Origin of the sequence: Microbacterium luteolum (genome assembly GCF_039533965.1) — a bacterium.
Lineage (GTDB): Bacteria > Actinomycetota > Actinomycetes > Actinomycetales > Microbacteriaceae > Microbacterium > Microbacterium luteolum.
Genome location: NZ_BAAAUN010000001.1, coordinates 1,287,295 through 1,313,754 on the forward strand (window position 1 = coordinate 1,287,295; position 26,460 = coordinate 1,313,754).

Genomic DNA, 26,460 nt, shown 5'->3' on the forward strand with positions numbered 1-26,460 from the left:
GCGGCATCCGACGGCCGTGCGCGGAATCAGGCGACCACGCGGAATCAGGCCGTTTCGCTCGGAATCGGCCTGATCCTGCGTTTTCGCCTGATTCCGGCCGCTGGCTCAGCGCACGATCTGGCTGAGGATCGTCGGATCCGTGATCTTCTCGTCTCGCGAGAGCATCACGACCTTCGACACGATCTCCGCCGTGCGGGGATCGTCGTCGACGAACGGGAGGAAGACGCGTCCACGGTGCTGTGCGCCCACCGGGATGATGAACAGCGTGTTCCCCGGGATGCGATGCACGATGCCGGACCCCAGGTGCACGGAGTAGATCCCGAGTGCCCCCTTCACGCGCGCATGGTGCCCGTCGACCTCGACGTTCTCGAGTCCGAGAAGTCGGCAGGTCTCGTCGACGAGGCGCTGACGCATCTCGATGCTCGACTCCGACGCCTGCGGATCCACGCCGCTGGCATGGGCGACCGAGACCACGAGGTCGAGATCCCGCATGGTCTCGGAGAAGACGCGCGGCGGAACGTCGGCCAGAGGAAGCGCGATGTGCGTGCCTGCGTGAGCGAAACGGACGTCGTCGACGGCAGCCTCCTCGACCTCGCCGGCGGTCCCCCACCCTCCTTCGATGTTGCAGAAAGCGGTCACCTTCTCGTTGTGGAACGTGCGCCCGAACCCGAACCCGTACTCGCTGATCCAGCCGCGGGAGATGAAGAGACCGGATGCTCGTCTCGACGCGAGCTGATGTCCGACGTAGCGCCGCGAGGAGATCCCCTTCTCAGCCTTCTCGTTCTCGTTGAGCACGTAGAGCTCGCGGAACACCTGCTTGAACGGCTGCGGACGTTCGCGCGTCATGACGGCGCGCTGCAGATCGGGCCAGTCGCCGCTCGCCAGCAGATCGAGCGGATGGGCGATGCGCAAGCCGCCGACCGCGCGAAACGCCGATGCATCTGCGTTGACGAGTTCGTCGCCGCCGGCGCTGAGGAAACCTGTTCGGCCTTCACCGTCGACCATGACGAGATCCGACAGCATGCGCCCGAGGATCGGATGCGCCTGTAGGAGCGCGAGCTCGCTCGCGTCGATGACGTCTCCGAGCACGCACGCGGCCTCCAGCGAGGCGCGGACACGCTGAGCCTGCTTCCTGAGGTCGCGCGCTCGGGTCGTCAGCGCAGCGATCTCCTCGGCCTTGCGGCTCTTCGCCGGCACGGCTGCCAGGGTCTTGCCCGCACGGTCCACTGTGATCTCGGGCATGCCGAGATCGTCGATGGTGAGGCTGACGGTCACGTCGCCGTCGACGGCGGTGACCGCGCCGCGGCTCAGGTCTTCGCCGGCCCGAGCCTCCATCGCCCAGATCAGACGCTGCGGATCGCGGTACCCGGCGGAGCGGGCGAGGTTCTCCAGCGCCGCGTGCACGGCTGCCGTCTCGGTCGCCCTGCGCTGAGGACCGTTGGTCTTCCCGGTGCTGACGAACGCGCGGAGCACTTCGTACCGACGCAGCAGTTGGTCCGGATCGCCGCTCAACGGCAGCAGACCGTACGCACGCACAGCATCCTGATGCCGCTTCTCGTACATGCGAGTGAGCAGCTCGTCTTCGGTCACTCTGCCGCGCATGGCGTTCGCGAACAGCTCGGCCTGCTTGTGTTCGGCCGCATTCGAGGCATACTTCGCCGCGTTGAGCACGCGGTCGAGTCGATCGTCGCCGAGTTCGGCGTACAGTCTGTGGAACCACTCGGCGTCGGCGCTTCCTCGATCGCGGTCTTCGGTCGAGAGCGGGGTGCGCTGGTCGATCTCTCGCTTCCGCGCCGCGCCGAGTGCCTGATCCGACTGCCAGGATCTGGTGGCCTCCGGAACTCGCCAGGAGTCAGTGGTGTGCGCGTGCACCCACCAGATCGCTGACGCGAATCCTGGCCACGCCAAATGCTCCTCGAAAGGCTCCGCCCACTGCGGCGCGTACATCGCGGTCTCGATGATCCGGCTCTCCGAGATCTTCGCTCCGGAGAGCGCGTGAGCGATGGATTCGACGGAGTCATCCGTCGCGGGATGATGGATGCGGACGAGATGAGAGAACACGCTCTCGCGCTTGTCAGCGTAGAGATAGCCGCGCACGAAGGGGCGACGCCCCAGAGCCTTGAGCACGCCGGCGAGGCTCTCGACTCCGGTGACTCGCTGGAGAGACATCGCCATGCGGGAGTAAGGCGTCGGGCGGTCACCGCGAGTGATCTCGAGACCGACCACCGTGCGCTGCACTTCTTCGACGATCGCCTGGATCGCGGGATCCGTCGCCTTGAGTGCACTGGCCTCCTCCAACGGATTGAGTCTGTGAGTGTTGAGTTCGCAACTCAGTGCAGGACGAGTGAACAGATGGTCGATGAGGTCGGCGCGCGTGGCGATTCCGCGGGCGAAGGCCTCGAACACGACATTGGACGGTGGTCGGTACCGGAACGGCTGGTCGGCGACGATGTGGACAGCCCCCCAGTAGGACGGATCGACCAGCTCTGCCTTCGGCCCGGCCCACTGGTCGACCGCACCTTCGGGTTCGTCGAGGAACCGGACGATGCGCCACAGACGATGAAGCTGCTGGTCGTCGAGCAATGACGGATCCAGGTAGTCCCACGCATAGCTGAGAAGCCAGCTCAACTCACGGGGATCCCTCCCGACTCGTTTTCGGTCGTCGCCGAACACCACGTTTCGCGGACCGATCAGTTCATCGGTCGGCAGTTCACCCGCCACAAGAGCGAACAGGTCCAGTACCGGCTCCGCCCAGCTCGCTCGGCACTCGCGCCAGGCCAGATGCCGGATCATCTCGCGTCGGAGTCCGTCGTTCCACTCGCTCCGTTCGTCACCGAGCGATCCGAGGACCTGCACGGCCGCATCACCGCGGCCGGCCTGCAGCAGTCGAAGAAGGACAAGTTCCACTCCGCCGTCGACGAGCTCGCCACGGATGCGTTCCCACCACGGATCCAGCAGCTCCCCGAGCGGCATCGAACCGTCGTCGTTCCGTTGGATGCCTCTGATGTTCGCGAGCATCTCCACTCCCCCGCGCGTCTGCACTTCGAGGTTCGCGTGCTCGTCCAGCCACGCTCCGAGCGACTGCCAGATGCGCCGAGCACCGGGGTGGTACGCGGTCCAGCGTGACCGGGGTGGAGCGAGCGGACGCTCAGCGGGCGTGCGGTCTTCGACGCCGTACCTGAGCAGAGGCGGACGATCGTCGGCGCTCGGACTCGCAGCGGCATCGATGCCTTCGGTCGTCGCCGGGGTTCCCTCCGCCAACGCCCCTTCGTGAGAAGCGCCTTCGTCTGCGGTCGGCTTGAGTCCCGCGATCTGAGCGAGTTCTTCGGCCGCGCGTCGCTGGTCGGGCTTTCCCGCCCCGAGCCTCTCCACCGAGGCGGCCAGGGCTGCGGGCGACTGCTTCAGCAGCAGTCGAAGCGCCGTCTTGCGGACGTCATCCGTCTTGCGTGTGAGCGCCCGTTCCAGCGTCAGAGCCTCTGCGATGGTGATCGCATCGACGTCCAGTGCTCGTCGCGCCTCCCGGCGCACACTCTCCGACGCGTCCAGCGCGAGGATGAACAGCTGCTCCCGATACCGAACCGGATCCTTCGCGAACCTCCGCGCGGCGCCGCGACGCGCATCAGCCGACGCGAACTCGAGATCGACGTCCTCGTCGCCCGAGAACGCTGCCAGCGCATCGGCGACATCCGACTTCTTCAGTCTCACGATCTGGGGGGCGAGGAGGCCGATGTCGACGCTCAGCGATGGGGGCCACCCCAGCAGGCGCTGTCGCAGGCTCGCACCCACATCGCCGACAAGACCCTCCCACGACGCGCCGTTGTACGTCGGCCGCGCCCCCAACGCTGCGACGAACACCGAGAGGTCGGCATCCGCGAGTGCTGCCGCGAGTGGCGCGGCCGCTTCGGGGTGTGCGACATCGACGAGGATCCTCGTCGCCGCGAGCCTGCGGCGCGCATCGGCGTCGTGGATGAGTGCGGCGGCGGCCGCGATCGCCGTGGAGACGTCACGCACCGCGAGCGACCACAAGCCGAAGACGACTTCGACGGGCGCGGCGGCGCGGAGCTGGTCGATGTCCGGCGGCTCCTGCAGGAAGCGCCGGGTCGCCGCGAGGGCCTCGGCGACCTGCGCGGATCGTTGCGTGGTCAATTCCTCGCCCGCCCACCCTGCGACACTGAGGATCGCGCTGGAGAACCGGACGAGATCGTTCTCGACGATGATCTCGACGAACCGCGTGAGGGCGTCGGGATGCGCGAGACTGAGGGACCCGAGGATCGTCTGGCGCAATCCTTCGGCACGCCCTGCGGCGAGCAGTTGCCGACCCACGAACTCCCACGCGTCGGGGTCGGACGCTGCGAGCAGAGCGACGTACCCCGGCTGGGACGGCCCGCCGATCGAGTGCGTCCCGTCGATGCTCTCCATCAGGATGCGCCGTACCGCGTGGTTCCCGGCATCCAGGGCCGAGGCGAGGAGTTCGCCGACAGGGTCGGGGCCATACTGCGACGAGGTGTAGAGCAGCCAGCTCGCGTGCCATTCGATCGGCTGCGGATAGTGCGTCGCGTCATGCAGCAGCGAAGCGAGCCGCTGCCAGCGCGCCGATCGGGTGATCGCGGGGTCCGATGAGCGGTACGGGCGCACCCCACTCCATCCCTGAACATAGGGTCGGGCCTGCGCCCACCCCCACCAGTGCGCGAGCTCTGCGCCCAGTGAGGGCGAGAGCGCGGCGAACACCTTCGCCCGCTTCGCTTCGGACAGGTCATCGAGTTCACCGGCGAGCGTCATCGCGGTGCTCCGCACGACGTCCGCCGCCTCGGGGTCGTGGGCACCGCTCTGGTCGTTGAGATTGTCCGCGATGCGACGGGCGAGCCGCGGGGCGAGCAGACCCTCGGCGCGAATCGCGCGTCGCCCCTTGTCACCGCAGGTGCAGTACTTGCTCAGTTGTTCTTTGGCCTGGTCGGCGGTCAGCACTGTTGCCCTATCCGGTCAGAGCGACGAGCCGCACCAGCCGGAGACGTGTGTGCGGCTCGATCGTGAGGGTGTCATCGAGGTCGGTGATCCGGACCTCGTCCAGGAACACGAAGAAAAGCTCGTCGGTGAACGCCTCGACGGCACGTGCATGCGCGGCATCGAGATTCGGCGGCGCCGGAAGAGCGCGCGCCTCCCGCCCATAGCGTCCGGTCTCGACGCCCTCCACAAGCTCAGCGGGTGTGAGGATGCGCATCATCGCCGAACGCGAGCGATGCGCGGCGTACGCGGTCAACTCGTGTTGCACCAGAATCCGCAGCAGCGCGCGCAGCGAGCTCGGGCCCTCGACAGCGGATATGGTCAGCTCCTCGCCGACCGCTCGGCTGCCCAGCAGTGCGGTCTCGACGATCATCCGACCATCCTGGCATGAAGCCGTTCACGTTCCTTCCCGATGGCGTTGATGGGCGGGTTGCCGCGCCGCACGTCGGATGCGAGGCCGATCGAGGTGTCGATAGTCGACGTGGATCGTGGCACGATCGGCCGGTCGGCACTCCGACAGATACAGCTTCTGACCGCCGACGTAGCGCGTGTTCTCCTCGGCATCCGGGTCGCCTGGCAGCCCATCGCGCACCGACATCCGGCGGACGGATTCCATGAACGGGACGTCGAGGAACACCGTCAGATCCCAGACGTCGACAAGCTCCGGACGGTGAAGGAAGATGCCGTCGACGAGGAGGATGCTCCCCTGCTGAACGTCACGACGGGGACCGCTCAAGAGCCTGTCGGAGTCGACGTCGTGTCCCGCAGACAGGTAGGTCCCCCGGCCGCTGCGGAACGGATCGATGACCTCCTGACGGAACTGTTCGTAATCGTAGGAGTCGAGCCAGAAACCCTCCGGCGACCGGGGTCCGCGGCGGTAACGCTTCTCTCGAACGTGATGAAATCCATCGATCGACACCCGCACGACGGGGCTGGACTCGGGCATCCGCGCCGCCAGCTCATCCGCGAGCCGCGTCTTGCCCGAGCCGTCGACGCCGTCGACGCCGTCGATCCCGACGATGAGGTTGGGGCCATGGAGCTCGGGAACCGGCATCAGCGCGAGCAGCGCGCCGAGGAACTCCGTTCGCTGATCGCTCATTCTCCACCTCTCACCGGTCTCCGATGGTGCCACACCGGCATCGATGTCCGACCTCGGTGCGAGAATGCGGGGATGAAGCTCTCCGACCTCGTCTCCACCACAGAAGAGGTCGCCGCCACGTCGTCGCGCCTGGCGAAGATCGATGCGCTCGCACGGCTGCTCGCGACAGCAGAGCCGGATGAGATCGCGCCCCTCGTCGGGCTGCTCCTCGCGTCGCCGCGTCAGGGCAAGCTCGGCGTCGGATGGCGAGGGATCGCGGCACTGGAGATCTCGCACGCCGACAGCCCGAGCCTGACGATCGCCGACGTGGACGAATCGTTGGATGCTCTCGCCGCGGCATCCGGCACAGGCTCGGCCGCCACGCGTACCGGCGCGCTGGGAGCCCTCGCCGCACGATCGACCGCCGACGAGTGGGACTTCCTCACGCGCGCCATGCTCGGCGAGCTGCGCACGGGTGCCCTCTCGGGTGTACTCCTCGATGCGATCGCGAAGGCATCGGATCGCGCCGCCGCGACCGTGCGAAGGGCCGCGATGCTCTCCGGCGACCTCGGCGAGACGGCGCTCATCGCCCTCACCGGAACCGCCGAAGAGCTCGACGCGGTCGGCCTGCAGGTCGGGCGACCGGTGCTGCCGATGCTCGCGGCCACCGCGGCGACACCGACAGCCGCGCTCGAGATCACCGGCGAGGCATCCGTGGAGTACAAGCTCGACGGCGCCCGCATCCAGGTGCACCGTCACGGCGACGAGGTCGGCGTCTACACCCGCAGCCTCGCCGACATCACCCACCGGGTGCCGGAACTCGTCGAGATCGTGCGGTCGCTTCCGGCACAGGATCTCATCCTCGACGGCGAGACGCTGTCGCTCGACGAAGACGGCGGGCCCCGCCCGTTCCAGGAGACCATGTCGCGCTTCGGCGCCGACGTCGCCCGTGAGCTGCTGCTCCGGCCGTGGTTCTTCGACGTGCTGCACGTCGACGGGCGCGATCTTCTCGACGAGCCGCTGTCGGTGCGTCTCGCCGAACTCGAACGCGTGGCCGGGGAATGGCGGATGCCGGGGATCGTCACGGCCGATCCGGATGCCGCCGAGCAGCTGTCCCGCGAAGCTCTCGCCGCCGGGCACGAGGGCGTGGTCGTCAAGTCGCTCGACGCACCCTACGCCGCCGGTCGACGTGGCAAGTCCTGGGTCAAGGTCAAACCCGTGCTGACCTATGACCTCGTGGTCCTCGGCGCCGAATGGGGCTCCGGCCGCCGACAGGGCTGGCTGTCGAACCTGCATCTCGGCGCCCTCGATCCCGACGGCGAGTTCGGCGATCCCGGCGGCTACGTCATGGTGGGCAAGACGTTCAAGGGCCTCACCGACGAACTGCTGCGCTGGCAGACCGAGACCTTCCCCGAGTACGAGACCCGCCGCACCCAGGGCACGGTCTTCCTGCGACCGGAGATCGTGGTCGAGATCGCGATCGACGGCGTGCAGCGCTCCCCGCGCTATCCCGGCGGTATCGCCCTCCGGTTCGCACGGGTGAAGGGCTACCGCCCCGACAAGACGCCGGCCGAGGCCGACACGATCCAGACCCTGCGCGCGCTGCTGCGCGGGTGACGCATTATCACGCATCCGCGATATCGTTGAACCATGCGACGAGGAGCTTCGTTGATCAAGACTGCGCGTGAACGCACTGGCCTGACGCAGAGCGCGTTGGCGAACCGCTCGGGCATCCGTCAGAGCGTCATCAGCGAGTACGAGAGCGGAAGGCGAGAGCCATCGGTTGCCGCACTCGACAGGCTTCTGGGTGCCGCAGGACTGACCCTGACTCTGGCCGAAGCGCCTGAGACTTTGCGACAGGTGCGCCTCCTTGCTGCCGATCTACGGACGATTCTCGCCGAATACGGTGCGACAAACATCGAAGTGTTCGGCAGCGTCGCCCGCGGCGACGATCATGAGAACAGCGACATCGACCTCCTCGTCGACCTCGCCCCCGATGTGGGGATGTTCGATCTTCTCCGTATGCAGTCCGCGGCTGAGGCATTGCTCGGCCGTCCCGTCGATATCGTTCCGCGCGCCAGCCTCAAATCTGGTGTCGCGGACGATGTTCGGCGAGATGCGGTCCCCTTGTGAGCCGGCGAACTCGAGCACGACTCGAAGACATCGCACTCGCGTGCGCCACAATCTCGCGTTACGTCAGGCGTGCTGACAGCGATGATGAGATCGTGTTCGACGCGATTCGCATCCGTCTGCTGGAGATCGGCGAAGCGGTAAAGGACCTTCCGGCGGATATTCTCGACGCCGAACCCACGATCCCCTGGCGCGAGATCGCCCAGATGCGTGACCACCTGGCCCATCGATACTTCGACACCGCACACGCCGTTGTCACTGCGACCGCACGGAACGATATCCCGCTGCTCGCGGCAGCGACCACCCGCCTCCTCGACGCGCTGGACGACGAAGACTGAGGCGTCGCCGCGTCACGCCGAAGGCGGAAGCCCCAGGTCCTGTTCCCGTACGGTCCCCTGGAACGACCACGGGAAGTTGATCCAGAGATCGGTGTCCTTCCAGGCGTAGTCGGGCTGGATGATGGTCGACGGCTTCGTGTAGATCGTGACCGAGCGCACGTCCGCGCCCTTGTCCTTCAGGAGCTGCACGGCGAGCGCCAGGGTGCGGCCCGAGTCGGCGACGTCGTCGACGAGCAGCACGCGTCGCCCGTCGAGGTACGCCATGTCGAGCTCGGGAGGGAGCACCTCCGGTGCGTCCAGGACGGTGCCGATGCCGGTGTAGAACTCGACGTTGATGGCGCCGCAGTTCTTGGCGCCGAGGCCGTAGGCGATGGCGCCGGCCGGAAGCAGTCCGCCGCGGGCGATCGCCACGACGACCTCCGGTTCGAAACCGCTGGCGAGGATGCTGCGCGCCAGATCGCGTGTCGCCGTGCCGAAGCCGTCCCAGGTGAGCGTCTCGCGCTCGATCGTCGTCGTGGTCATCGCCTCATTCTCCTCCATGAGGTCGTCAGTCGAGACGCGTGACCTCGACGGAGACGAACAGCTCCGACGCGCTCGGGCCCGCGTACACGCCCCGCAGCGGTGCCACGTCGCCGTAGTCACGGCCGTGCCCGACGTAGACGTGCGACTCCCCGATGTCCAGCAGGTTCGTCGGGTCGTATCCGCGCCACTCCCCCGAATACCACTCGACCCACGCGTGCGACTCACCGATCACCGGCTGCCCGATCGGCGCTGTGGGGTCCGGATGCAGGTAGCCCGACACGTAACGCGCGGGGATGCCGGCCGCGCGCAGCACGCCGAGGGCGACATGCGCGATGTCCTGGCAGACACCGGATCGCGCCGCCCACGCCTCGCGCGCGGTCGAGTTCACGCCCGTCACGCCGCTCTGATAGTCCATGGCGCCGCCGACGGTCCGGCAGATCTCGAAGGCCGTGTCGTCGACATCCCGCCCCTCAGCCCTGATCCGCAGGGCGAGCTCGCGCATCTCGTCGTCGGGCGACGTCACCGGTGTCTGCGTGACGCACTCCGCGAGCGACAGGGACGACGGGATGCGGGCGTCGAGCTCATCCCACCCCACCGCCTGCGCCGTGTGCGGCAGCGCGCGCACATCGACGACGCTGGTCGCAGTCACCGACAGCAGTTGATGCGGCGTGAGCACCTCGAACGTCGACACGCGCGTGTCCCAGTAGTCCGCGTAGGAGTGCTGGGTCGCCGACGGCGAGATGTCCAGTGTCGCCTGCAGCACGAACTGCCCCTCGCGCGAGTGCGGCAGCATCCGCGCCTCGTTGTACGACGCGGTCGCCGGCTTCTCGTAACGGAATCCGGTGCGGTGCACGATCCGGAGCCGGCTCACAGCGCTTCTCCGATCCACACCGGCATGGCGATCGACGGGAAGTAGCGCTCCCGGATCGCGTCGCTCGCCACTGAGATCGCCACCTGCACCTCTTCCATGCTCTCCGACAGCCGATGGACGATGTCGGCGACAGGGCGGTACTCCAGTTCCGACCGCATCCTGCCGAGCACCCGGTGCGCACGATCCGGCGCCCCGAACGCCCCGGCCGGGTCGATGCCACGGAGACATTCCTCCGCCTGCAGGACGCTGGAGAGCACCGACCGCGGGAACAGCTTGTCCACGAGCAGGAACTCGACTGCGGAGGCCGCGGTCGGCACCGCCCGGTGGCCTCGCAGATGGGCCTCGTACGCGCCGCAGCTGCGCAGCAGGGTCGTCCAGCTCGGGCCGCCGGCATCCGTCAGCGAGCGGGTCGCCAGCAGGCGGGCCGTCATGTCGGCGCGCTCGATCGAGCGGCCGAGCACGAAGAACTGCCAGGCCTCGTCGCGGCTCGTCGACGAGTCGACCACGCCGAACGCCAGCGCGGACCGATCACGGACCCAACGGAAGAACGGGTGCGTCTTGTCGGAGGCGACCCACCGCGGCATCCGCGCGTTCGACTCGTTGAGGGTCTCCCAGAGGTCGGTCGAGATGATCTCGCGTGCCCGCCGCGCGTTCTCGCGCGCGGCGGCGATCGAGTGCGCGATGGATGCTGCGTGGTCCCGGTCGAGCGCGAGCAGTCGCACCACGTCGTCTCGGCCGACCGTGCTCTCGCCATCCGCCGTCGTGCCCATGACCGAGAGCAGGGCGCGGCACGCGGTGTCCTCCTCGACCCATGGATCCTCCAGGAGCAGCTGCAGGTGCACGTCGAGGATGCGGGCGGTGCCGTCGGCGCGTTCGACGTAGCGGCCGATCCAGAACAGCGCTTCGGCGATGCGGCTCAGCATGTCGCGCCTCCCTGCTGCTGCTGCTGTTGCTGCTGTTGCTGCTGGTGGTGCCGGGTCTCGAGGTCCTCGTCCTGCGGCGAGGACAGGAAGGGCGGATGCGGCTCCTCGCGAGGTGCCGACACGATCCCGATGGCTCCGGTGGCGATCGAGACCTCGTCGGATGCCGGGTCGGAGAGTCCCGCCAGGGTCGCCGTCGGGCCGGTGAACAGCGAGGGATCCAGCACCCAGGTGTCCTTGGATCCACCGCCCTGGCTCGAGTTGACGACCAGCTGCCCCTCGGGAAGCGCGACGCGCGTGAGTCCACCGGGGAGCACCCAGATGTCGTTCCCGTCGTTGACCGCGAAGGGGCGGAGGTCCACATGCCGGGGGCGGAATCCGTCCTCGACGAGCGTCGGGATCGTCGAGAGCTGCACGACCGGCTGCGCGATCCAGCCGCGCGGATCGGCGAGCAGTTGCGCACGCAGAGCGTCCAGCTCGGCACGGGAGGCGTCGGGGCCGACCACGAGCCCCTTCCCGCCGGAGCCGTCGACCGGCTTCACGACGAGCTCGTCCAGGCGATCGAGCACCTCCGCGAGAGCATCCGGCTCCTCCAGGCGCCAGGTGTCGACGTTCGGGAGGATCGGATCCTCGCCGAGGTAGTAGCGGATGAGCTCGGGAACGTACGTGTACACGAGCTTGTCGTCCGCGACGCCGTTGCCGATCGCATTCGCCAGAGTGACGTTGCCGAGGCGCGCAGCCAGCATCAGCCCCGGGGCTCCGAGCACCGAGTCCGGCCGGAAGTGCTGCGGATCCAGGAACTCGTCGTCCACCCGGCGGTAGATGACGTCGACGCGGGTCGGACCGGCGGTCGTGTGCATCCACACCCGCCCGCCGGAGCAGAAGAGGTCGCGGCCCTCGACGAGCTCGACGCCCATCATCCGCGCCAGCAGCGTGTGCTCGTAGTACGCGGAGTTGTACACGCCGGGCGTCAGCACGACGACGGTCGGATGATCGATCCCCACGGGTGCGGCCGCGCGCAGAGCCTGGAGCAGCCGGCCCGGGTAGTCGACCACGGGTCGCACCCGGAGGCTCGTGAAGAGTTCGGGAAGCGTCTGCGCCATCACCCGCCGGTTCGCGAGCACGTAGCTCACGCCGCTCGGCACGCGGACGTTGTCCTCCAGCACGCGCCAGGCGCCTTTCTCGTCGCGGATGACGTCGATCCCCGCGACGTGGATGCGCACGCCGTTCGCGCCGACGATGCCCGCCGCCTGCCGGTGGAAGTGCGAGGAGGAGCTGATCAGCGTCGCGGGGATCACCCCGTCGCGCACGGCTGTCTGCGGGCCGTACACGTCGGCGAGGAACGCTTCCAGCGCCCGCACGCGCTGCTTCACCCCGGATTCGACGTACATCCAGTCCTCGGCGGCGATCACCCGGGGCACCACGTCGAGGGGGAACGGCCGCTCCTCGCCGGCGAAGTCGAAGGTCACCCCCTGCGCCAGGTACGAGCTCGCGAGAGCATCCGTCCGCGCCCGCAGCTCGGCATCGTCCATTCCCGCGAGCGCGGGGTACATGTCGCGGTACGGCAGGCGCACGTCGCCGCCGCCCGCTGCGGCCTCCGACGGGAACATCTCGTCCCAGGGCTGCGGTCCGCTGCGCATCGCGGTGCGACGAGAGGTGTATCCGTTGAACAGCGACTCCATGTCGGAATACTTCCCTGGCCTGGTTTCGGCGATGTTTCCGGGGGAAGACGGGCAGCGACACGACTGCTGCCGCGGTAGAGTCGACGTGTCCGGCGATCTTCCGCCGGTGCCTGAAAAAGAGGCACGAAGCACCTCGCATGGATGCGAGGGCGAGACACATACGGATCCGCAGTTCTCCGTCCCTGTCTCGAAAGGCATTCTCATGCCCACCGTGTCCGCGCATGTCGCCCTCACCCTCGCCCAGCACATCGACGCCGTCTTCGGCGTGATGGGCAACGGCAACGCCTATTTCCTCGATGCGATCGAGAAGCAGACGGATGCCGTCTTCACCGCCGTCCGCCACGAGCAGGGCGCCGTGGTCGCCGCCGACGCGCACTTCCGGGCCTCCGGGCGCATCGCGGCCGGGACGTCCACGTACGGCGCCGGCTTCACGAACACCCTGACCGCCCTGGCCGAAGCCGTGCAGGCGCACGTGCCGCTCGTGCTCGTGGTCGGCGACGAGCCGACGTCGGGCCCGCGCCCCTGGGACGTCGACCAGATCGCCCTCGCATCGGCAGTGGGAGCCCGCACCTACACCGTCGGGCGGACGGATGCCGCGGCGACCACGGTCATCGCCATCGAGCACGCGCTCACGTATCGTGTGCCCGTCGTGCTCGCGATCCCGTACGACGTCGCCGCCCTCGAAGCGGGCCCGGTGGCGGAGGCGCCGTCGCCGCGACTGCCCGCACCGCTCGCTCCGCGCGGGGAGTTCGCCGAAGGGATGCTCGACGAGATCGCCGCAGCGCTGCGCGACGCCGACCGTCCGTTCCTGCTCGCCGGGCGCGGTGCGTGGCTGGCCGGGGCGAGCGAGCCGCTGGGCGAGCTCGCCGAGCTGACCGGAGCGCTCACGGCCTCGTCCGCGCTCGGCCGCGGCGTCTTCCCCGACACGCGGTACGACCTCGGCGTCACCGGCGGGTTCGGGGCCGACGGCGCGATGGAACTCGTGCGCAGCGCGGACGTCGCCGTCGTGTTCGGTGCGTCGCTGAACCAGTTCACGATGCGCTTCGGCGAGCTGTTCGCGCCCGGGACCCGCGTCTTCCAGATCGACATCGCCCCCGCCGCCACGCACGCGCACATCGGGGGCTTCGTCCGCGCGGATGCCCGTGTCGCGGCCGAGGAGCTCGTGAACCGGCTGCGGTCCGAGCCGGCCGCCGGGCACGACTTCGGAGATCGGGCGCGGCACGCCGCGTCCCCCGAGCGCTTCGGCGACGTGTCGGCCGCGGACTCCGAAGCTGTGCCTGCCCGGCCGTGGCGGGAGAGCGTCGACGTGGCATCCGCCCGCTCCTACGACGCCGGCGACGACCTCGCCCCCGACGGACGACTCGACCCGCGTTCGGCGGCACGCCGCATCGCCGAGCTGCTGCCCGAGGACCGGGTGGTCGTCTCGGACGGCGGGCACTTCATCGGCTGGGCGAACATGTACTGGCCGGTCGCCGCGCCGGATCGCATGATGATGATCGGCACCGCGTTCCAGTCGATCGGTCTGGGCTGGCCGAGCGTCGTCGGGGCAGCGCTCGCCCGCCGCTCGTCCACGATCGTGCTCACCTCGGGCGACGGGGGCGGCCTGATGGCGATCGCGGACCTCGAATCGGCCGTGCGTGCTGCAGCCGGCCGGGGCATGGCCGTCATCTGGAACGACGCCGCCTACGGGGCCGAGGTGAACCTCTACGGCCTCAAGGGGCTCGCCGAGGGACCGATGCTCATCCCCGAGGTCGACTTCGCCGCACTCGGCGCAGCGGTCGGGGCGGAGGGCGTCGTGGTGCGCACACTCGCCGACCTGGACCGCCTGGAGACCTGGGCCGCGGAGGATGCCGCGACGCGCCGTTTCCTGCTGCTCGACCTCCGCATCTCGGGTGACGTCATCGCCCCGTACCAGCAGGAGATCATCCGCGTGAACTCCTGACGCTCCCGTGGCAGCTGCGGCGGGTGAATCGGTCTGACACCCACCACACCTGCCACGGGAACGAAGGCGCTAGACCCGGCGACGGCGCATCGCGACGAATGCGAGACCCGTGGCGAACAGCAGCAGCGCGGCGAACAGGAACGGCGTGCTGTCCGCGCCGGTCGTCGCGAGCGCGTCAGCCGCTCCGGTCCCGGGTGTCGTCGCGCCGCCGCCCGGCTGTCCGCCCGGCTGCCCTCCGCCCGGCACGGCTGTCACGGTGAGGGCAGCGCTCGTCTCCGTTCCGCCGGGGTCGATGACGACGATGCGGTGTGCTCCGGGCGCGGTTCCCGCAGGGATGGTCACCGCGAGCCGGAAGGCTCCGGCCGCATCCGTCGTCACCGTCCCGAGCGTCACGGGGGTGGATCGCAGTTCGACGCGCAGCTCGGCATCCGCGGCGAAGTCGGTACCCGTGATCGTGAGCTGTGCTCCGGCAGCCACCGACGTCGATCCGAGGCCGAGTGCGGCCTCGGGTTCCGGCTCCGGCGGCACACAGCCGTCGTCGCAGATCGAGAAGTTCGCGAGCACCGCCTTGTGGTCCGACGGCCACACGGCGTCGGGCGTGAAGATCTCGTCGGCGCTGTCGTCGACTACGCGCTCATTGCGCACGATCGTCGACTGCGGTCCGACGACCGTCGAGCCGTCGATCGCCAGGCGCGCATCCGGGGTGGCGAAGATGTAGTCGATCCGGTCGCGCTCGTCGGCCTCCGGCGCCCAGGTGAGCGACGAGGTCGGGAACAGCGGATTGTCCGACGGCCAGGTGAATCCGGGGTTCGCCGCAGGATCAGGATGCACAGCGCGGAAGGCGTCCACGAGACCACCGTCGAGCAGCGTCTGCGTCGTCTGCCACGGGATGACGACCCCGTTGTGATCGAAGAGGTCGGCCGTCGCCGCGGTCCAGTCCTGCGAGGGAGGTTCGTTGAAGTCGCCGCCGACGACGGAGATGCGGCCGGCAGTCCGCTCGGCGTCGATGTCGGCGAGGAGTTCGGCGGCAGCATCCGGGCGACCCGACTGGAGGTTGGCGGCCAGGATCGCCTCGACGTCGGTGACCGGTGCGTCGAGCTTGTCCCAGGTGTCCCACCCGTCGGGCCAGTCGCCGTGGATCTCTCCCCCGTATCCGCGCGGCAGATACGTCGTGTACCAGCGGTACTCGAGGTGCCCTCCGTAGACGACGACCTCGGTGCCGTTGACGTCGATGACCGCCTTCGACCACCAGCGTCCCACCGTGTCGGTCGACACGATCGGGTAGCGCGAGACGATCCCGGTGTCGGTCGCCGTGAGGTGGTCGCAGCCGAGCAGCGCAGCGACCTGGGAGGGCGCGTCGCCCACCTCGGGCAGGAACGTCACGTCGGCATCGGTCTGCTCGATGATGTCGGCGATCTGCTGCGCGCCGTCGGCGACCTGGGTGCCGCCGTGCCAGACGTTGAAGGTGAGCACGTTCAGTTCGCTCACGCCGTCGACGGCGGGCTTGGGTTCGGCGGGCGGACGCGGCGGCTCGGTCGCCGCCTCCGTGACGGTCAGGTCGATCGGGCCGGCGAGGATGCCGTAGCCGTCGTCCTCGAGCAGGTAGATGTCGTACTCGCCGGCTCCCATCGACGCCGTGTTGCGCGTCCAGCCGTCGCGGGCCGACGGACCCCACGTGAGATCTCCGCTCGCCTCGGGCACGTACCGCCAGTCGAGGGATGCGGGGCCTCCCGGGATCGCACCGTCGCGGTAGATCCCGACCCAGTTCCGGTCGTGGACGGACTCCCCCGCATCGAAGGAGATCGTGACGGTCTCGTCGGTGCGGATGCTCGAGGCGTCGACCGCGAGCGATGAACCAGCGGCATGCGCAGCGGGAGCGACGAGCAGTCCGGCGAACGCGACGCCTGCTCCGAGAAGCGCGAGGAAGCCTCGCCGAGATCGATGGGAGGGGGATGTCATTGCAGCGGAGTCCTTTCGACGCACGGTCCGTCGCGACGGTAGGGCCCGCAGATGGCGGCGCCGTTGCCGCGGGGTGAACGGCTCAGCGGATGCCGAGCGGAGTCGGGTTACAGACTTTCGAACTGAATGCCAGAATATTGCTCTGAACTGGTGTATTTCGGGATCGAATGTCGGTGGCTCTCGGTTGAATGGAAGACATGAACAGCACCTCGGGCTCCTTCGATCAGGTCGTGTCCGGCCTGGATGAAGTGCTGTGCTCAGACGATCTGACGGTGTTGTCGGATGCGGAGCGGATCGAGGTCCTGCGGAGCTCGGGTGACGCGCTCCGGCGAGCCGAGGCACGGGTCGTGGAGGCGATCGCCACGGCTGATGCCGACTTCGGTCAGAGGTTCGGGTGCCGATCGACGAATGAGCTGGTCCAGAGGGCGCTGCGAACCGATTCCGTGGGTGCGGCGCGGGTGATCAAGGCGTCGAAGGTCGTGCGGCGGGAGACCGAGCTGACGACCGGCGCGCCGCTGCCGGCGCGGTGGCCGGAGCTGCGACAGGCGCTGCTCGACGGCGTGATCGGGGTCGCGGGGTTGTTGGCGGCCATGGGGCCGATCGAGCAAGCGGGGCCCCGCATCGGTGCGGAGGACCGGCTGCGGGCGGATGCGGAACTCGCGGCGTACGCACGAGTCAGACTCGGCGCCGATGCCGCTGACGAGGATTCTTCTGACGGCGCGATGGCAGGGGCTCCGGCACCGACTGCAGAGGATCTGCGGACGCTGGCGCAGGTGATCGTCGCCTACCTCGACCCCGACGGCGCGGAGCCTGAGCACGAGCGCGCCGCTCGGTCACGCGGCGTCCGGCTCGGTCGGGCGAAGGACGGGCTGATCCCGATCAGTGGACGCCTGCTGCCGGAGGTCGCGGGGCAGATGCAGCGCATCTGGGATGCGTACCTGAATCCGAAGGTGGATGGACCGCCGCTTCCGGGGGTGCGGTTCGAACCCTCCGAGCAGGACCCGGACTATCTGACGTCAGCGGAGAGCGTTGCCGAGGAGATGCCGGCGGGGAGGACCGACACCCGCTCCCGCTTCCAGCTGCAGCACGACGCTCTCGCCGCAGCCCTCGGCATCGCCGCTCGCCACGACGATATGCCGCCGCCTCGGCGGTGCGGCACCGACCCTGGTGGTCTCCGTGACCGCCCAGGACTACACGACCGGGCGAGGGTGGGCGCACATCGACGGAGTCGACGTCGCCGCCCCGGTTTCCCTTGCCCGGCATGCCGCGTGCGGAGGGAGCATCCAACGGGTGCTGCTCGATCCCGAAGGGCGCATCATCGGCATCGGAACCACGGAGCGCATCTTCACCGTCCACCAACGCCGCGCGATCACCCTCCGCGACAAGGAATGCCTCATACCGGGGTGTCACGTTCCGGCGTCCTGGTGCGAGATCCACCACGTCGAAGAACACGCCAGAGGCGGACCCACGCACACCGACAACGGAGTGACCCTCTGCTGGCACCACCACCGCACTCTGGAAACCTCCGGGTGGGAGGTCCGCATGGACAACGGACGCCCGAAAGTTCGCGGGCCCGGCTGGTGGGACCCCACCCGACGATGGTGGGACCCTCGTTCACCCCTGCGGCGCACTCCGCTGGCAAGCTGAACGACGCGCTGGCCGGAGTCCAGCGCGTCGCTCAGCGGAGATCTCAGCTCTGCGCGCCGTAGTCCGGCAGCTCCTGCAGAGTCCAGGTGTTGCCGTCGGGGTCGTCGAAGCTCACGAAGCGACCCCAGGCCTGCTCGTCGACGCCCACCGCTTCGACGCCGGCGCTCTGCAGGTGCGCCAGCGCCTCATCCGCATCCGGCACCACGACCTGGATGGTGTTCTGCTGCCCCGGCTCGAGATCGATGCCGAGACCGGTGCCGAACGCGATCGAGCAGGCAGAACCCGGAGGCGTCATCTGCACGAAGCGCATCCCGTCGAACGGTGTCTGATCATGATCCGCGTTGAAGCCGATCTTCACGTAGAAGTCCTTCGCCCGGTCGACATCCGACACCGGCACGAAGATGAGCTCGATCTTCCAATCCATCACGCACTCCTCCTGGCGAGCGCCGTCGCTCACCGGGGTCCAGGGTACGACCCTCCCCTGCCCGGCACCAGAGGTCGTCCGGTCTTCAGATCCAGCCCTTGTCGAGCGCGATCTGCGCCGCCTGCGCCCGATTCGACGCCCCGGTCTTCCCGATCGCCGCGGACAGATGGTTGCGCACGGTGCCGGCAGAGAGGAACACTTCGGCGGCGATGGCCGCTGCCGAACGCCCATCCGTCGCGAGTCGGAGCACCTGACGCTCTCGGTCGCTGAGCGGATTCGCCCCCTCGAACAGGCTCTCCTCGGCGAGCGCGGGGTCCAGGACTCGCAGTCCCGCGTGCACCCGCCGCACCGCCTCGGCGAGCTGTTCCGCCGGAGTGTCTTTGACGATGAACCCGCTGGCACCGGCATCCAGAGCTGCGCGCAGATATCCGGGCCGCGCGAACGTGGTGACGATCAGCACGCGCGTGCCGGGGCTGACCTCCCGGATGCGCCGTGTGGCCTCGACGCCATCCATCCCCGGCATCTGGATGTCCATCAGACACACGTCGGGCTTCGTCTCCGCGACCAGCCGCAGCGCCTCCGCACCATCCGCCGCCAGGGCGCACACCTCCAGGTCATCCTCGAGATCCAGCAGCGCGCCCAGCGCCCCTCGAACCAGCGCCTGATCGTCGGCGATGAGGAGCCGGATGCCGCCACCGCCCGTCTGCGCCGTCACCACGTCACCTCCACGCGTGTGCCGGCTCTCTCGCCCGACTCGGCCACTCCGGGTTCGCTCACTCCAGCCACCAGCGAGAACGCCGCACCGGCAGCGGCAGCGCGCTCCCGCATCCCCCGGATACCGTTCCCTTCGTCGCCCCGCGCCCCGACGCCGTCGTCTTCCACGCACAACCGGCCCGGGGCGATCACCACCCGGACGTGACGCGCCTCCGAGTGGCGGAGTGCGTTCGTGGTCGCCTCGCGCAGGATCCAGCTCGCGGTGATGGCCTGCACGGGAGACAACGCGTTCGGTGCACCATCGACGTGGAGGTCGATGTCCGCCGCGCGAAGCGCCTCCCGGCACGATGCCAGCTGTTCGACGAGCGTCGTCGCCCGCGACCCGGCGACCGTCGTCCGGATCCCCGCGATCGCTTCGGCCGTGAGCTGCTCGATGTCGGCGAGCTCGGCCCGCGCGCGCTCCGGATCGGAGTCCATCAGCCTCCGCGCCAGCTGAGCCTTGAGTCCGACGACCGTCAGCGAATGCCCCACCAGGTCGTGCACGTCACGGGCCAGCGCCTCTCTTCCCTCGCTCGTCGCCAGCTCCAACCCGAGGCGCTCTGACTCCACGGAACGGATGATGAGCCATGTCGACACCGTGTTGACCACGCCGAGAAGTGCGACGATCGCGAGGACGGAGAGGTTGTTCATCCCGCCGGGCAGCAGGAACACGCAGAGCGCGGTGATGACGACCGCACTGACGGTGGTGATCCAGTGCCACAACCGGGTGAGCCCGTAGGACGCGAACGACATCAGGAAAGGCAGGAAGCTGAGCGCCGAACCGCCCTCGGCAGGCACGGAGACCAACGTGCAGACGATGAGAGCAGCGAACGTGACCCACTGACGTGCGGCCGGATTCTGCCCGAGCCCACCGCGGCGCATGCCATGCATGAACCCGGTGACATAGAGCACGACGAACACGATCAACGCGACCCAGCCGACCACCACCCAGGCTGCAGGCGCCTCCGAACGCAGCAAGGCGATCACCGGGTAGATCAGGAAGACCAGCCAGATGACCGCCATGAGCCAGCCGAATCTCGCCCAGGGATTCTTCGGCCCCGCGTCACGGGAGAGCGGCTGCACCATCCGTCCAACCTACTGGCGAGCGCGCGAGCGCTTCATCCCGACGGTGACGAGCACAGCGAACAGCGCCAGCCAGACCACGACGTTGAGCAGCAGCATCCACATCTCATCGGTCTGCCCGGTCGTCAGTCGCCCATCGGTGAGCGGCCAGCGGCTCAGTGCGACGAACCCGTAGAGGGGCGTGAACCGCGCGATGTCGAGCATCACCCCGTCGAGCGGCATGAAGACGTTGCCGAAGAACGCGAAGAACGTCATCGAGATCGAGGCGAGGGCCGCCGCCGAATCGGAGCTGAAGAACAGTCCGACGCCGAGTCCGAACAGCCCGTAGATCAGTCCGATGCCGAGGATGATCCCGGCCGTCGCGACCCAGCGCCAGGCGTCGTCGACGTGCGCGCCGCTGAGCATGCCCGCGGTGAACACAGCCACCAGCGCCAGGGCCGCGAACGCGACAGCCGTGAGCAGCTTCGTCAGTGCGTAGCCCGCGGTGGTCAGCGGGGTCATCGCCAGCTGCCGACCCCATCCCTGCTTCGCTTCGGTCGCCGCGAGAGAGGTGAGCGAGCTCATGGCGACGGCCGTGCCGTAGGCGGCCATCGAAGTCATGATGTAGAACGACACGTTGCCGTTGCCCGCCGACAGCGTGCCGTAGCCCATGCTCACGCCGAACAGCAGATACATGGCAACCGGCATCGCGAGCGTGAACGCCAGGGTGTACGGGTTGCGCAGCTGGCGGACGCCTTCGATGCGCAACATGGTGGGTGAGATGAGCATGGGTCAGTCCTCCGTGAGAGCGGTGAAGGCGGTCTCGAGCGTGGGCGCGGCGATCTCCAGATCACGAGCGCCCGCGTCGAGCAGGATGCGGGCGACGATGTCGGAATCGGCCGCGCGCAGCGCGAGGCGGTCGTCGTCGAGCCGCACCTCGATCACGCCCGGTGTCGCGCTCAGCATGGCGACCAGGTCGTCGGCCTCGTGCGATGCGATCGTCGCCGAGACCGTGCGCTCGCCCAGGCTCGCCCGCAACCGCGCGGTCGGCGAGTCTGCGACGACGACCCCTCGGTGCATGACGATGGTGCGACGGGCGAACTGCTCCGCCTCTTCGAGATAGTGGGTGGCGAACAGGATCGTGCGTCCGGCATCCGCATCCGCGCGCATCACGTCCCAGAAGTGTCGCCGTGCCGTGACGTCCATGCCGGCGGTCGGTTCATCCAGCACGAGGATGTCGGGATCGGAGACCATCGCGAGCGCGAACTTGACCCGCTGCTGCTCGCCTCCCGAGCACTTCGCCACCCGACGGCGGGCGAGATGTCCGAGGTCCGCACGCTCCATCACCTCGGGGACCCGGCCGATGGCCGCAGCGCCGTGCAGCGATGCGATGAGCTGCACCGTCTCGAGCACGGTGAGGTCGGACAGCAGGCCGCCGGTCTGCAGCACGGCACCGATCGACCCGCCGGCCGTCGCCCGCTCCGGCGTGGTGCCGAGCACCTCGACCGTTCCGACACTCGGAACGGTGAGGCCCAGCAGCATGTCGAGCGTGGTCGTCTTGCCCGCACCGTTCGGCCCGAGCAGAGCGACGATCTCGCCGCGGCGGATCGTCAGGTCCACACCGTCCACGGCCTGCACGAGCCGGTCGCCCGAACCGTAGTGACGACGTACGCCGGTCAGGGCGATGACGATGGGGTCGTCGGTCGAGAGGGTCGACGCCCGCGCGGCCGCTTCAGCGACGGAGGAAGTGTTCATACCCCCAGCCTGGTCGCGCCGTCGCGACCGCACCGGATGCCGATGTCATCGGCTCGGCATGACACGTGTCATGCCGAGCGGAAGATGCCCACCGCTCAGGATGCCGGCAGCAGTGCCCCCTCGAAGAACTCCGCCAGCTCGTCCACCCCGTCGAGCGGGAGGATCGCCGCGACGTACTGATCGGGCCGCACCACGATCACCACACCGTCGCGGGACAGCTCCCGCGCCGCGAAGATGTCGGTCTCCGTCCACTTCGAGGGTCCAGCGGCGTAGACCTTCTCCCAGTCCGTGAGCCCGAGCGGGCCGGTCTTCGGCTGGAACAGCTCAGGAACCGTCGTGACCTCGATCTCCTCGTACGGCTGCTGGTACACGGCTTTCACGTCGAAGACCGCGTCGACGTCGGCATCCGCCGGTGTGAACCGTGCGAACAACGGCGCGGCGGCATCCGCCCACGCGGCGAGCGCCGTTCCCGTCCGGTCACCGAACGCATAGACCCGCCAGCGGCCGTCGGCCTTGGCGTGGTGTCCGAGATGCACGACGTTGCCGTCGCCGACCCGGATGACCTCGGCCGACTTGAAGCGCTTGCCGAGCGGGAACCCGCCGGCCAGCCCCTGATGCGCATCCGATCCGGTGATCATCGACGAGGTGTACTGCGTCATGAACCCCGAGGGGAACTCCGCCGTCGCCAGATAGTACGTCGCCAGCTCACCGGGGTCGGAGATCTCTTCCGGCTTGCGTGCCATGAGCGTCGACCACTCCCGGTCGAAGTCGATGAGCTGCTGTGCGACCGGCCGCCGCTCAGCGCCGTACGTGGCCAGCAGCGCCTCGGGCGCGCGACCGGTCAGCACCGACCCGAGCTTCCAGCCGAGGTTGAAGCCGTCCTGCATCGAGACGTTCATGCCCTGTCCTGCCTTGGCACTGTGCGTGTGGCATGCGTCACCCGTGAGGAAGACGCGCGGAGTGCGGTCCGACTCCTCGAGCACGTCGTCGAAGCCGTCCGTGACCCGATGCCCGACCTCGTACACGCTGTGCCAGGCGACCTGCTTCACGTCGAGCGTGTACGGGTGCAGGATGTCGTTCGCCTTGCGGATGATCTCCTCGATCGGCGTCTGCCGCACCCGGTGGTCGTCATCCTGTGCGACCTCGCCGAGGTCGATGTACATCCGCGACAGGTATCCGCCCTCGCGCGGGATGTGCAGGATGTTGCCCGCCTGAGAGTTGATCGCGCATTTGGTGCGCCAGTCCGGGAAGTCGGTGTTCACCAGCACGTCCATGACACCCCAGGCGTGCGCAGCGCTTCCGCCGACGTGGGTGCGGCCGATGGCCTGACGCACGCCGCTGCGGGCGCCGTCGCACCCGGCGACGTACTTCGCGCGGACGGTCTGCTCTTCGCCGGCGCGCTCCCCCGCCACGTGGCGCACGCGCACCTCGACGGGGTACTCGCCCTCGTCGTGCACGGTGAGCCCCACGAACTCGACGCCGTAGTCCGGCGCGATCCGTCCGGGACCTGTCGCAGCGGCCTCGGCGAAGTAGTCGAGCACGCGGGCCTGGTTCACGATCAGGTGCGGGAACTCGCAGATGTCGTAGGCGTAGTCCGCCGTGCGAGCGGTGCGGATGATCTCGCGCGGGTTCTCCGGGTCAGGGCTCCAGAAGTTCATCCACCCGATGTTGTAGGCCTCGGCGACGATCCGCTCCGCGAACCCGAACGCCTGGAAGGTCTCGACGCTGCGCGGCTGGATGCCGTCGGCCTGGCCGAGCACGAGACGTCCCTCTCGCTTCTCGATGATCCGCGTCGAGATGCCGGGGTACTGCGACATCTGCGCGGCGAGAAGCATGCCGGCCGGGCCCGAGCCGACGATGAGCACGTCGACCTCGTCCGGCAGCGCGGCCGGACGATCCTTGCCGAGTCCTGCGGCATCGTGCACGCGCGGGTCCCCGGAGACGTAGCCATGGTGGTGGAACTGCATCGTCGTCGATTCCTTCCGACTGCTCTGTCAGGTCATGCTTCGGTGTTGCTTCTCGAACAATCGTGTTCTATATTCGAACACAACGTTCTACTATTGAACACAGCGTATTCCGGCCATCCCCGGAATGCAAGCAATGCCCTGATGGCGAGGAGTGCAGCGATGGCAGCAGCGGAGTCCACCTCTCCCGCTTCCCAGACCCTGAGCCGCGGCATCCGGATCCTCGAGATCCTCGCCGATGCCCGCGGGCCGCTCCTGATCGACGAGATCGCCGGCCGGCTGGGAGTGCACCGCTCGATCGCGTATCGCCTGCTGCGCACGCTGGAGGACCATCGCCTCGTGGGGCGCGATGCGGCAGGCGCCGTCTCCCTGGGCCCCCGCATGGCCGCTCTCGCCGCCGGCGTGGCGCACGACCTGCAGGCCGAGGCCCTCCCCGAGCTCACCGCCATCGCGAACGAGCTCGGCATGACCTGCTTCCTCGCGGTGCTCGACGGGGACGAGTGCATCACCCTCGCGAGCGTCGAGCCCCGACACGCGGTGGCGAGCGTCGCCCAGCGCCCCGGCGCACGGCATCCGGTCACTGCGGGCGCCCCCGGCAAGGCGATCCTCGCGCAACTGGCGCCGGCGGAATGGCCGTCAGAGGTGTCCGCCGCGCTGCGCGCCGAGGTCGAGGTGACCCGAAGCCGCGGCTACGGCACCAGCCATGACGAGGTCATCCCGACCGTCAAGGCCGTGGCCGCACCGCTCGCCCTCCGCGGTCAGCGACCCGCCGCGATCGCCGTCGTGCACGTGGCGACCGCGCTCGACGACGCCGGGATCGCGGTGCGCCTGCAGCGCTCCGCAGCGCTCATCCGCGACGCGCTCGACGGCTGACGCCCCACTGCTCCCGCGGCGCGCGATGCGCCACGGGAGCGGTGGGATGAGACGTGTCAGGCCTTGGCGAGACCGTAGATCGGGCTGACCGACTGCTCCTCCTCGTGATCCGGACCCAGCGGGATGCCGGAACGGTCGCGCAGCAGCAGCGTCGCGATGAGGCCGAGCACGGTCATACCGGCGAGATAGAAGGTGACCCCTTGAGTCGACCCGGTCTCCTTCACGATCGCTGCAGCGATGAGAGGGGCGAACGCGCCGCCCGCGATCGCGCCGATGGCGTAGGAGATCGAGACCCCGGAGAAACGGATGCTGGCGGGGAACAGCTCCGTGTACAGCGCCGCCTGCGGGCCGTAGGTGAACCCGAGGCCGATCGTGAGGATGGCGAGCCCGGCGAACAGGAGCCCGATCTGCCCCGTGTTCACGAGCGGGAACAGCGTGAAGACGCCGATGAGCTGCAGCACCCAGCCGATGATGTACGTGGTGCGCCGACCGATCCGATCGCAGACCCACCCGGCGAGCAGCGTCGCCACGAGCCAGGACACCGCCGAGCCCGCGACCGCCAGCAGCACCGGACCGCGCTCGAGCCCGATCGGCCCTTCGGGGTTCGTCGCATAGCCCTGGATGTAGCCGCCGGTCGTCATGTAGCCGACCGCGTTGTTGCCGGCGAAGACGAGGGCCGCGATGATCACGAGCAGCGCGTGCTTGCGGAACAGTTGCACGATCGGCATCCGCGCCTTCTCCTTGCGCGCGGCGAGCTCGGCGAAGACGGGGCTCTCCTCGACCCGGCGACGCACGTAGTAGCCGACGAGGATCAGGACGACGCTGAGCAGGAACGGCACGCGCCAGCCCCAGGCGGCGAACTGGTCGCCCGGTGCGATCGCGGTCATGAGCGCCATGACGCCCGATGCGAGCAGCAGGCCGAGCGGGACACCGATCTGCGGCGACGCACCGAATATGCCCCGCTTCTGGCGCGGGGCATGCTCGACGGCCATCAGCACCGCGCCGCCCCATTCGCCGCCGGCCGAGATGCCCTGGATGATACGCAGCAGCACCAGCAGGATCGGCGCTGTGACGCCGATCGTCTCGTACGTCGGCAGGAGGCCGATCAGAGCGGTTGCCGCACCCATCAGGATCAGCGTCCACATGAGCACGGTCTTGCGACCGAGCTTGTCGCCGTAGTGACCGGCGAGGAAGGCGCCGAGCGGGCGGAAGAGGAAGCTGACGCCGACGGTGGCGAAGGCGATCAGCGCGCTGTTCGCGCCCAGCGGCTCGAAGAACAGCTGTCCGAATACGAGGCCGACCGCGGTCGCGTAGATGAAGAAGTCGTACCACTCCACGGTGGTCCCGACGACGGTGGCGAAGACGACGCGGCGCCGATCGGCCGCCGTCGCGATGGTTCCGGTGGGCGTGAACCCAGCCTGTGACTGCCCGCTCATGGGGTGTCTCCTTTGTTTGTGACTGCACTGTCACGGCGTGCGGGGACGTGAATCCCGAGGTGCTTGCCGAGGGGTGAACTGATGATATATGATTTCGAATACG

At 68.8% G+C, this 26,460-nt stretch carries 21 protein-coding genes and 1 pseudogene; 7 read left to right on the plus strand and 15 right to left on the minus strand.

Translation table 11 applies throughout. The annotated features are described in order from the left end of the window. Positions 1–105 precede the first annotated feature (105 nt). Genes ABD648_RS06315 through ABD648_RS06325 form a run of 3 tightly spaced genes read right to left on the minus strand, consistent with a single transcriptional unit; the run spans position 106 to position 6,100 of the window. Positions 106–4,965: a DUF4132 domain-containing protein gene (locus ABD648_RS06315; RefSeq protein WP_282214120.1), complete on the minus strand. Its 4,860-nt coding sequence runs from the start codon at positions 4,963–4,965 to the stop codon at positions 106–108. Between the two features lie 7 nt (positions 4,966–4,972). Next, on the minus strand, positions 4,973–5,374 hold the full coding sequence (locus tag ABD648_RS06320; RefSeq protein WP_282214121.1) for a hypothetical protein: 402 nt from the start codon (positions 5,372–5,374) through the stop codon (positions 4,973–4,975). 24 nt (positions 5,375–5,398) lie between these two features. Further along, a complete protein-coding gene (locus tag ABD648_RS06325; protein ID WP_282214122.1) occupies positions 5,399–6,100 on the minus strand; it encodes a nucleoside/nucleotide kinase family protein in 702 nt (233 codons plus the stop codon). A gap of 72 nt (positions 6,101–6,172) precedes the next feature. Between ABD648_RS06325 and ABD648_RS06330 the strand changes: the two genes are divergently transcribed. Genes ABD648_RS06330 through ABD648_RS06340 form a run of 3 tightly spaced genes read left to right on the plus strand, consistent with a single transcriptional unit; the run spans position 6,173 to position 8,547 of the window. Further along, positions 6,173–7,696: an ATP-dependent DNA ligase gene (locus tag ABD648_RS06330; RefSeq protein ID WP_282214123.1), complete on the plus strand. Its 1,524-nt coding sequence runs from the start codon at positions 6,173–6,175 to the stop codon at positions 7,694–7,696. Between the two features lie 51 nt (positions 7,697–7,747). Then, the gene (locus ABD648_RS06335; protein WP_282214124.1) at positions 7,748–8,212 is read left to right on the plus strand and encodes a nucleotidyltransferase domain-containing protein; all 465 of its coding nucleotides are present in this window, start codon (positions 7,748–7,750) and stop codon (positions 8,210–8,212) included. Beyond that, the gene (locus tag ABD648_RS06340; protein WP_282214125.1) at positions 8,209–8,547 is read left to right on the plus strand and encodes a HepT-like ribonuclease domain-containing protein; all 339 of its coding nucleotides are present in this window, start codon (positions 8,209–8,211) and stop codon (positions 8,545–8,547) included. The genes ABD648_RS06335 and ABD648_RS06340 overlap by 4 nt, the downstream gene beginning before the upstream one ends. A gap of 12 nt (positions 8,548–8,559) precedes the next feature. Here ABD648_RS06340 and ABD648_RS06345 read toward each other — a convergent pair whose 3' ends face one another. Genes ABD648_RS06345 through ABD648_RS06360 form a run of 4 tightly spaced genes read right to left on the minus strand, consistent with a single transcriptional unit; the run spans position 8,560 to position 12,542 of the window. Further along, a complete protein-coding gene (locus ABD648_RS06345) occupies positions 8,560–9,069 on the minus strand; it encodes a phosphoribosyltransferase (protein ID WP_282214126.1) in 510 nt (169 codons plus the stop codon). Between the two features lie 25 nt (positions 9,070–9,094). Beyond that, entirely contained in the window at positions 9,095–9,940 is an 846-nt protein-coding gene (locus tag ABD648_RS06350) for a transglutaminase family protein (RefSeq protein ID WP_282214127.1), read from the minus strand. Continuing rightward, positions 9,937–10,863, minus strand: coding sequence for an alpha-E domain-containing protein (locus ABD648_RS06355; RefSeq protein ID WP_282214128.1), 927 nt, complete (start codon positions 10,861–10,863; stop codon positions 9,937–9,939). Before ABD648_RS06355 ends, ABD648_RS06350 begins: the two co-directional genes overlap by 4 nt. Then, positions 10,857–12,542: a circularly permuted type 2 ATP-grasp protein gene (locus tag ABD648_RS06360; protein WP_282214129.1), complete on the minus strand. Its 1,686-nt coding sequence runs from the start codon at positions 12,540–12,542 to the stop codon at positions 10,857–10,859. Before ABD648_RS06360 ends, ABD648_RS06355 begins: the two co-directional genes overlap by 7 nt. 202 nt (positions 12,543–12,744) lie before the next feature. Between ABD648_RS06360 and ABD648_RS06365 the strand changes: the two genes are divergently transcribed. After that, complete coding sequence (locus tag ABD648_RS06365) at positions 12,745–14,484, plus strand: thiamine pyrophosphate-binding protein (RefSeq protein ID WP_282214130.1); 1,740 nt, start codon at positions 12,745–12,747, stop codon at positions 14,482–14,484. Positions 14,485–14,553: 69 nt separating this feature from the next. Here ABD648_RS06365 and ABD648_RS06370 read toward each other — a convergent pair whose 3' ends face one another. After that, positions 14,554–16,443, minus strand: coding sequence for an endonuclease/exonuclease/phosphatase family protein (locus ABD648_RS06370; RefSeq protein ID WP_282214131.1), 1,890 nt, complete (start codon positions 16,441–16,443; stop codon positions 14,554–14,556). Between the two features lie 197 nt (positions 16,444–16,640). Between ABD648_RS06370 and ABD648_RS20220 the strand changes: the two are divergent. Further along, positions 16,641–17,501, plus strand: a pseudogene (locus tag ABD648_RS20220) (DUF222 domain-containing protein); the annotation flags it as partial. A gap of 118 nt (positions 17,502–17,619) precedes the next feature. Continuing rightward, positions 17,620–18,090, plus strand: coding sequence for an HNH endonuclease signature motif containing protein (locus tag ABD648_RS06380; RefSeq protein WP_344708626.1), 471 nt, complete (start codon positions 17,620–17,622; stop codon positions 18,088–18,090). Between the two features lie 43 nt (positions 18,091–18,133). Here the strand turns inward: ABD648_RS06380 and ABD648_RS06385 are convergent, their stop codons facing one another. From ABD648_RS06385 to ABD648_RS06410, 6 genes are all read right to left on the minus strand, one after another. Next, a complete protein-coding gene (locus tag ABD648_RS06385; RefSeq protein WP_282214133.1) occupies positions 18,134–18,514 on the minus strand; it encodes a VOC family protein in 381 nt (126 codons plus the stop codon). A gap of 85 nt (positions 18,515–18,599) precedes the next feature. Then, positions 18,600–19,229, minus strand: a complete 630-nt coding sequence (locus ABD648_RS06390; protein ID WP_486348112.1) for a response regulator — start codon at positions 19,227–19,229, stop codon at positions 18,600–18,602. After that, positions 19,226–20,353 carry a sensor histidine kinase gene (locus ABD648_RS06395; protein WP_282214135.1) on the minus strand — a complete coding sequence of 376 codons (1,128 nt, stop codon included), beginning with the start codon at positions 20,351–20,353 and terminating at the stop codon, positions 19,226–19,228. Before ABD648_RS06395 ends, ABD648_RS06390 begins: the two co-directional genes overlap by 4 nt. A 9-nt stretch (positions 20,354–20,362) precedes the next feature. Then, positions 20,363–21,118 carry an ABC transporter permease gene (locus ABD648_RS06400; protein WP_282214136.1) on the minus strand — a complete coding sequence of 252 codons (756 nt, stop codon included), beginning with the start codon at positions 21,116–21,118 and terminating at the stop codon, positions 20,363–20,365. A gap of 3 nt (positions 21,119–21,121) precedes the next feature. Further along, positions 21,122–22,084: an ABC transporter ATP-binding protein gene (locus ABD648_RS06405; RefSeq protein ID WP_282214137.1), complete on the minus strand. Its 963-nt coding sequence runs from the start codon at positions 22,082–22,084 to the stop codon at positions 21,122–21,124. A gap of 95 nt (positions 22,085–22,179) precedes the next feature. After that, entirely contained in the window at positions 22,180–24,051 is a 1,872-nt protein-coding gene (locus ABD648_RS06410) for an FAD-dependent monooxygenase (protein WP_282214138.1), read from the minus strand. 159 nt (positions 24,052–24,210) lie between these two features. On the opposite strand from ABD648_RS06410, the gene ABD648_RS06415 reads away from it, so the two are divergent. After that, positions 24,211–24,921, plus strand: a complete 711-nt coding sequence (locus ABD648_RS06415; RefSeq protein WP_282214139.1) for an IclR family transcriptional regulator — start codon at positions 24,211–24,213, stop codon at positions 24,919–24,921. A gap of 56 nt (positions 24,922–24,977) precedes the next feature. Here ABD648_RS06415 and ABD648_RS06420 read toward each other — a convergent pair whose 3' ends face one another. Beyond that, on the minus strand, positions 24,978–26,357 hold the full coding sequence (locus tag ABD648_RS06420) for an MFS transporter (RefSeq protein ID WP_282214140.1): 1,380 nt from the start codon (positions 26,355–26,357) through the stop codon (positions 24,978–24,980). Positions 26,358–26,460: the final 103 nt, after the last annotated feature.